At 61.9% G+C, this 6,635-nt stretch carries 9 protein-coding genes; 2 read left to right on the top strand and 7 right to left on the bottom strand.

Going from position 1 to position 6,635, the window contains the following annotated elements; genetic code table 11:
- Positions 1 to 704, bottom strand: a 704-nt coding sequence (locus AC1DIN_RS26990; RefSeq protein ID WP_476811977.1) for an SOS response-associated peptidase family protein, incomplete at its 3' end; no start/stop codon positions are given.
- Positions 697 to 1,077 (bottom strand): hypothetical protein, encoded by a 381-nt coding sequence (locus AC1DIN_RS26985; RefSeq protein ID WP_441471591.1) that lies wholly within the window; start codon positions 1,075 to 1,077, stop codon positions 697 to 699. The genes AC1DIN_RS26985 and AC1DIN_RS26990, both read right to left, overlap by 8 nt.
- Before the next feature lie 407 nt (positions 1,078 to 1,484).
- On the opposite strand from AC1DIN_RS26985, the gene AC1DIN_RS26980 reads away from it, so the two are divergent.
- Positions 1,485 to 1,814, top strand: coding sequence for a hypothetical protein (locus AC1DIN_RS26980; protein ID WP_476811976.1), 330 nt, complete (start codon positions 1,485 to 1,487; stop codon positions 1,812 to 1,814).
- Here AC1DIN_RS26980 and AC1DIN_RS26975 read toward each other — a convergent pair.
- From AC1DIN_RS26975 to AC1DIN_RS26960, 4 genes are all read right to left on the bottom strand, one after another.
- Positions 1,800 to 2,021, bottom strand: a complete 222-nt coding sequence (locus AC1DIN_RS26975; protein WP_476811975.1) for a hypothetical protein — start codon at positions 2,019 to 2,021, stop codon at positions 1,800 to 1,802. The two genes, AC1DIN_RS26980 and AC1DIN_RS26975, sit on opposite strands and share 15 nt — an antisense overlap.
- 598 nt (positions 2,022 to 2,619) lie before the next feature.
- Positions 2,620 to 2,895 carry a type II toxin-antitoxin system HicB family antitoxin gene (locus tag AC1DIN_RS26970; RefSeq protein ID WP_476811974.1) on the bottom strand — a complete coding sequence of 92 codons (276 nt, stop codon included), beginning with the start codon at positions 2,893 to 2,895 and terminating at the stop codon, positions 2,620 to 2,622.
- A gap of 239 nt (positions 2,896 to 3,134) precedes the next feature.
- Positions 3,135 to 4,172 (bottom strand): hypothetical protein, encoded by a 1,038-nt coding sequence (locus tag AC1DIN_RS26965; protein WP_476811973.1) that lies wholly within the window; start codon positions 4,170 to 4,172, stop codon positions 3,135 to 3,137.
- Between the two features lie 172 nt (positions 4,173 to 4,344).
- Positions 4,345 to 5,525, bottom strand: a protein-coding gene (locus tag AC1DIN_RS26960; RefSeq protein ID WP_476811972.1) for an IS3 family transposase whose coding sequence is annotated in 2 segments (ribosomal slippage) — positions 4,345 to 5,270 and positions 5,270 to 5,525 — 1,182 coding nt in all. Because the reading frame shifts where the segments join, the coding sequence is not laid out codon by codon here.
- A 202-nt stretch (positions 5,526 to 5,727) separates the two neighbouring features.
- Between AC1DIN_RS26960 and AC1DIN_RS26955 the strand changes: the two genes are divergently transcribed.
- The gene (locus tag AC1DIN_RS26955; RefSeq protein WP_476811971.1) at positions 5,728 to 5,970 is read left to right on the top strand and encodes a hypothetical protein; all 243 of its coding nucleotides are present in this window, start codon (positions 5,728 to 5,730) and stop codon (positions 5,968 to 5,970) included.
- Positions 5,971 to 6,388: 418 nt separating this feature from the next.
- Here AC1DIN_RS26955 and AC1DIN_RS26950 read toward each other — a convergent pair whose 3' ends face one another.
- Positions 6,389 to 6,595 carry a hypothetical protein gene (locus AC1DIN_RS26950; protein WP_441473576.1) on the bottom strand — a complete coding sequence of 69 codons (207 nt, stop codon included), beginning with the start codon at positions 6,593 to 6,595 and terminating at the stop codon, positions 6,389 to 6,391.
- Positions 6,596 to 6,635 lie beyond the last annotated feature (40 nt).

Below are 6,635 nucleotides of genomic sequence, written 5' to 3'. Positions count from 1 at the left end.
TTCACACCGCGGGCTACGATGCTCAACGAGCCATCCGGCAACGGTCGCTGCAGCGCCCACGCCTGTTCCCACGGCGCCGTCATCCAGGTTTCGCACTCCTCCGGTGTCGTGAGGATGACCGGCATCGCCTTGGGATGGATCGCCTTCACCTCGGCATTCGGATCGGTGGTGAGGAAGGCATAGAGATCGGCCGTCACCTCACCCTCCTTGACCTTCCGCACACTCCGCCATTGAGGCGTCCACACCCCGGCGAAGAACGCGGTTGGGCGCTCCTCCCCGAACGCGAACCAGATGTCGCCGCCAGCGTCCTTGTTGAATTCGGAGAAGGATGTGAACGGCACCAGGCAGCGATGCCCGACCCCCAGAAATTTCTGCCAGTGCGAGTATTTCGTATCCCGGATGTTCGTGTTGCCGGCGCTCGGCTCCATGCGGATCATCTGAGCCATGTCGACGGCCTTGCCCTTCGCCGCGAGTTTGTCTGCCCGCAGCTTCGCCGCTTTCTCGATGAYGAAGAATGGAGACGGCATGCCCCAGCGCGCCATGGCGAGCTCAGGGAGGCCACCGCCCACCGGATTGCGGATCACAGGAGCGGTATAGTCGGGGAAGATGCCGGGTTGCTGGACAATCTGCGCCGCAACGTCGAACCGGGCGAACAGCTTGCGCATCGCCTCGACGTTTCGCGTGTGGCTGTAGAGATTACACATCGTCACCGCCAACCCTGCGCCTGCGCTCAATCGGCGCTGGCTCGGCCGGCAGCATGTCCGTCTTGCCGCCCTCGATCAAGCTGAGGCCCATCATCGGCGGAGGCCAGTCGGGTGGCGACGTTCGGCCGATATCAGGGCAGTAGGCCCCGCACTTCATGCCGTACTTCTGCGGCTTGCGTGTGGGGTTACCGTGCCGCCAAGGGCAAGGCTCTCGGAACAGTGCGAGGAGTTGGGCGAGCGTCGCGTGTGCGCCATACCGCCAGGCCAAGGAAGCCAGCCGAGCGTCCCCGCTGCGCCGGCAGTAGTGGCAGCGGAAGCGCACCACCACCCACGGAAAATCCCGAAGCTCGGTCTGGTCGTTCGGCTGTTTCATTGGTCATTCGGGTTCGCGAACAGGCCGCGCTCCCTGTGAGAACAGCCCGCGCAGATACCCGCGCGAGACGGAACGATSGGCGTCGGCGAGCAGAACGTTGAAATCGTGCAGAACTGCCCGTAGCGCGGCCGCTCGCTGCCATGCTCAGCGACCAGATCGTTGATTTCGCACTCAATTYCATTCGCCAAGTCGGGTTCTGGTGCGGGTTCGGGTGACATGGCTTGCGTCCTCGAGYATGAGAACATAATGAGAACAAACCGCGCCTAGGAGTCAAGCTATGAACGTCGACACCTTCTTCCTTCAGCCCTTCAAGACGCATCGGAAGAAGCTCGTCCCGGCGCAGCGATCGACGTCCTCGCGCGTCACGGGGCCATCCCGGAGGAATTCGAGGAGCAGATCCGAGCGCTATGAAGCGAAATCCGCGCCGCGCCTACGACAAGGACGGGAAGGAGATCCAGCCGGCGACGGTCGGATCGGAACGCGCCCGCGGATGCAAGCTGGCTGAGGTCTGGTGCAACGACTGTGTTCGCTATGCTGAGGTCAGCCTGTACGGGCTGCCTGACGATCTGCCGATCCCGGACATCTGCCTGCGCTATCGCTGCTCCAAGTGCGGCGGCAAAAATCTCTCGTCTCGCGGGAGCATAAGCGAACACTACGAGAAGGCCCAGGAGAGCCGGGGCAAGTCGACGCGGAGCCCGCCGGCAATCGTCGGCGGGCATGACTCAGCTGAGCACTGAATGATTGTAATGAAGCAGGACGTTCTGCTTCAGATCCTCCTCGTCGAGCGCCAGGGGCGCAAACCCGGCGACGAGGCAGGCGATTCTGGTCCGCTCCCTTTCATGCTCCGGCTCGGGAATGGACCTCTTGACCTCGTCCCAGACGGCCTCCAGTGCGGCATAGACCCGAGCGAGATCGGCAGGATCGGTCAACGATAAAAACGGCATGACTCCTTTCCCCTAGAAGTGAACCGCGGGGAAAAAATTTAGGTGCCGTGGAGCGGTTCGCAAGAGCGCCGAATGGCGATCGGAACAGCCGCCTCCCGCCGCAGTTGAATCGTTGGCAATAGCGTTGTGTGAGGTGTGCAGTGGTTGCGTTGCGAAAACCTGCAGGGCCGTCCGCGCGCCGCCCCATGCCCCCTAAGCGCGAACTCTATCGGGAGCGCTGCCAGGATGAGTATGGCAACCACTATATCGTCATTGTCTGGCGCGAGTGGCCCGGCCTCCTAACGACATCCTACACGCTCAAGGACGGCACGCCGGTTCACTATGAAGACGAGTGCAGCTTCTCGCTTCCATCGGGAAAAATGATAACCCGGTGCGAGGACTAGGCCGCGCCAGGTGTGCGGCTCAGCGTCCGGTTTGAGGATAGGATTGAAGGTTGGCTCTGTGGCCTCGAATTGGTCCACTGATCAGCACCCCCGCGGGTGCGTAAGTCGGAAGCCGCATCGGCGTCCGAAAGCGGAGCGCAGCCGGCAGTGAAAGCACGAACTGGGAGGCGGCAAGGAAGGTATGGACCGGTACCTTGAAACGGTGTGCCGGGGCGCTAGCCCGATAGTTTCAATGGCACAGCAACAAACACAGCCCCGCGCCTGCGTGCTGCTCTGACGTCACGATCGGCCTGAATATCCTGAAGAGCACGAGCCGGCGGCAAGTGCCCGCCATGAGCCAGGGCCTCAGCGGCCCATTCGCGCAGGCACGTTCGCGCCGATGCGACGCATTCGTCCAGCGTCCTACCGGCGGAGATGGCACCTGGAACGTCGGGAAACCACCCGCCGTAAAGCGTTTGAGGTTCTTTTTCGATGACGGCTACAAAATGCATACCTCAGCGTCCCGATCTGGGAATTCTTGCGGTGAATCTATCCTGAAAACCATGTGATCAGCCGATCTCGGTCTCTGAAGCTCGACGAGAAATCACGCCTCAAGAAACGAAATCGGAGGCGGAAACGCTCTTCATCGTAGCGAGTTCCGTCGAATTTCGTGGGTCATTGAAAATCGTCGTTGCCAGCAGGTCCACTGCCGACGTCTTACCGGCCGAGCCCAGTCAACTTGCGACCAGCCTCAGCGCAATGCCTGGGCATCCGGCCCTACTGTCTTGGACAATAAAAGCACCTGTGCGCCGCGCGCCGGTGCATCAGCCGCTGAAGACGGTTTGGTCGTCTGAAGGGCTACGAGATCAGCCAACTCTGCCGCAGAAACCGCTTCCAGATTCGATGCCGTGCGTGGATCACGGTTCATCGAATACGCCCATTTGATAGCTGCAGTTCGGCTGTCAACCAAGCGCGCGATGATGCGTAAACTGTCGCCGGACTGACGAACGCTGCCTTCGAGAATGTATCGAGGCACAAGTGGATCACCGAGAGATGCAGTCGATACACCGGTCGACGAGTCCTTACCGAAGACCCTTAGTCGCTTCAGCTGTGAGAGGCGATTCAGAACCTCCTCGGAAAGCGCTGCGGCGAATGTGACGCATTCCGACGACGCTGACAGACTAACGAAGGGCCTTACGATTACCTCCGGGTCAACCATGTCTTCGGAAGTCGTTGGCTGGGCAGCCGAACGCACCCGCATGGCCTGCATGACAACGGTCAGGCTCAGTGCCATCGCGAGAAACAGAGCGCAGGCCAAAGACCAAGGGTGGTTGGCGAGTGCCGCAAGCCCGATGCCTCGGCTTTGCATAGTTACCTTTAGCGGCTCAGTTTGAAACTGCTGCGGCGGCGTTGCATCCTGCCAGCGGAATGTCGGAACGTAGCTGCCCTTTGCCACCTCGATAACGACCGGATCCCGTTTCCCGTCGAGCAAATAATACCGTTCCAGAGCGCGCCTCAGGCGGGCTGCCTCAATCCGTACAACCGGGTCGTTCATTGCGTCGAAGTCTTCACATCGGCCAAACACGGCAATCGCAATCGTGTAGGCTTTCAGTTGGCGCTGTCGCCCGCAAAGCGTCTCATCGACAATGAATTGGAGAAATGCCCTGATGCGTTCCGGGACAATGAAATCCATGCTTCCAGCGATACGATCCAGCTGAGACCTGACTGCATCGGCACCGGGAAACGCAGTGACTGCGCCATCGTAGTTTGACTGTTCTGAAGCTTCCACGGCCGCCTCCAAGAACGCAAGGCGCAACAAAACTGACAGTCTGAACGCTACGGTAGCCCCATCCAGTGTTGAACGCCAACGCCAAATCCCACTGGAGGTGATCCAGTTCTGCCCTCCAATAAAGCCGCATGCGCGCCCTGATCCGCCCCCGCCGGCTGGTCCAATGTGATTGTTAGTGGACGGTTGGCCTGGGCGCCAGCGCGGGCGGCGTAGCAGGTCCGGGATGCGCAGCCGCCCGCGCGGCCATCGCGGGGATGAAGACCTCGGGGGCGGGAGGCTTGTAACCAAGCGAGCCATGCGGGCGGACGGTGTTGAAGTGCCGGCGCCAGCTTTCGATGACGATCTTGGCCTCAGTGAGGGTATAGAAGATCTCGCCGTCGAGCAGCTCGTCCCGGAGCCTGGCATTGAACGACTCGATGAAGCCATTCTCCCAAGGGCTGCCGGGTGCGATGTAGGCGGTCTTGGCACCGACCGCGCCGATCCAGGCTTGCACTGCCTTCGCGACGAACTCCGGCCCATTATCTGAGCGAATGTGCTCTGGCACGCCGCGCAGGATGAACAGGTCCGAGAGCACGTCGATAACGTCGATCCCCTTCAGCCTGCGATCGATGCGGATCGCCAGGCATTCATGGGTGAACTCGTCGATCACGTTGAGCATGCGGTATTTTCTCCCGTCATGGGTGCGGTCCTCGACGAAGTCGTAGGACCAGACGTGGTTGGGTCGTTCGGCGCGAAGGCGGATGCAGGATCCGTCTCCCAGCCAGAGTCGGCTGCGTTTGGGTTGTCGAGCCGGAACCTTCAGCCCCTCGCGTCGCCAGATGCGCTCGACCCGCTTGTCGTTGATCACCCAGCCTGCCGTCGAACGCAGCAACTCGGCGATCTTGCGATAGCCGTAGCGGCCGTAACAGCGGGCCAGCTCGACGATATCGGCGATGAGTTGCTCCTCATCGTCGCGCCCGCGCGGGATCCGGCGCTGGGTCGAGCGGTGTTGCCCCAGCACGCGGCAGATCCGCCGCTCCGATACCTTCAGGGCAAGCCGGACATGATCGATGCAGGCACGGCGACGCGCGGGGCTCAGTARTTTCCCGASGCRGCYTCCTTCAGGATCAGCTTGTCGAGCGTCAGGTCCGCSACGGCRCGMCGGAGCCGGGCGTTCTCRGCCTCGAGCTCCTTCATCCGCCTCACCTGRTCCGTCTTCAGGCCGCCGAACTCRCGGCGCCAGCGRTARTARCTAACCTCCGTCACGYCGATCGAGCGGATCGCGTCGGCAACGGATTGCCCCTGYGAKACCARCACATCGACCTGGCGYAGCTTCSCGACGATCTCTTCGGGCTTGTGGCGCTTCTTCGGCATCTCGGTCCTCCTGTCTGCCAAAAGACATACTTCAGGGTGGACCAATTCAACGGGGGTGGATCAGCCCTCCCCTCGGGGCCTCGACGCGGAGTTCAAAGATGGGATTGCATTTCCCCGGTGCGCAGGCGCGAAAATGACATCAAGGACAATATTTGCGGGTCCAAAGAAGGATTAACTTGCGCCTTTGATCGCAGCGGTCGCTATGACGCCAGAACAGAAATCAGGGCTGGCGCGGCTGATGCTCCGCTGGCCCGAGCGGCGGGGCGAGCTTGAGCGAGCCGCCCACGGTTCGGTTCTCGACCTCTATGAAAGCTACGAGCTAGCGTCGCTCGCTTACATCCGGTGGTCTCAGAAAGCGGAGCCGGCGGCGGTAGTTATCGCGGCAGACTATCGGCGCATCCTGATCGAACTTGAACACGACATCGCGGCCGCCCTCGCCGGATAGCCCCAAAGGCAAAAAGGCTCCGCCAGCCGGAGCGGATGGGGCCAGCCCTCTAACTGTGACCGCGCCATCACAGCGCAGGGCCGATGCGGTCAGAGTGGGGCTAGAACGTTGCGCTACCGCCGCAGATCAAGGCGGGTCTGCGGGAGGGCTTGTTATGCGTGCGCCCAATCCCTCAGAGGCCTCAATGGCCCGCATCCACGGCGTTTTGATCCGGACGGCTATCGTGGTTGCTCTAGCCGCGGTTGTGCTGCTGCCCCTGGCCCTTCGTTGAGAGCTATCTGCCGCTCCGCGCCACACGAAAAAAGGCCCGCCCGCCGAAGCCAGGGGGCCTAAATCATTTAGCGGAGGGTCGTCGGTATCCGTTCGGCCGCCAGAGTGGGGGCGTCCTTGTCTTCCGCGATGCAAGAGGCAATTTGGTTCAGCGCGTCGCCCGCCGCGTCTCCCGCACGACCGTTGGCGCCGTAACAGCACCTGCTGCTCCTCCGACAACCGCGCCAACCGGGCCGCCCACTGCGGCGCCGGTGCCGGCTCCGACCGCGGCTCCGCCGACGCGCTGCTCGGTCGTGCTACAGGCTGTCGTGGCGATCGCGACTGCGAAGAGCAGAGCTAAAGTCAGTGCATTCATGGCGTATCCTCCTTGGGCCATGAACACACGCCGAGGGGCG

The sequence above is a fragment of the Allobosea sp. 05T438 genome, assembly GCF_056396025.1.
Note: the sequence above shows the minus strand (reverse complement) of the source record. Positions and strands in the feature narration are given on the sequence as shown.

Bases quoted from the DNA above. Each gene is read 5' to 3' on its own strand.
- AC1DIN_RS26975 (WP_476811975.1), bottom strand. From the start codon at position 2,021: ATGCCGTTTTTATCGTTGACCGATCCTGCCGATCTCGCTCGGGTCTAT.
- AC1DIN_RS26950 (WP_441473576.1), bottom strand. From the start codon at position 6,595: ATGAATGCACTGACTTTAGCTCTGCTCTTCGCAGTCGCGATCGCCACG.
- AC1DIN_RS26980 (WP_476811976.1), top strand. From the start codon at position 1,485: ATGAAGCGAAATCCGCGCCGCGCCTACGACAAGGACGGGAAGGAGATC.
- AC1DIN_RS26970 (WP_476811974.1), bottom strand. From the start codon at position 2,895: ATGCATTTTGTAGCCGTCATCGAAAAAGAACCTCAAACGCTTTACGGC.
- AC1DIN_RS26955 (WP_476811971.1), top strand. From the start codon at position 5,728: ATGACGCCAGAACAGAAATCAGGGCTGGCGCGGCTGATGCTCCGCTGG.
- AC1DIN_RS26985 (WP_441471591.1), bottom strand. From the start codon at position 1,077: ATGAAACAGCCGAACGACCAGACCGAGCTTCGGGATTTTCCGTGGGTG.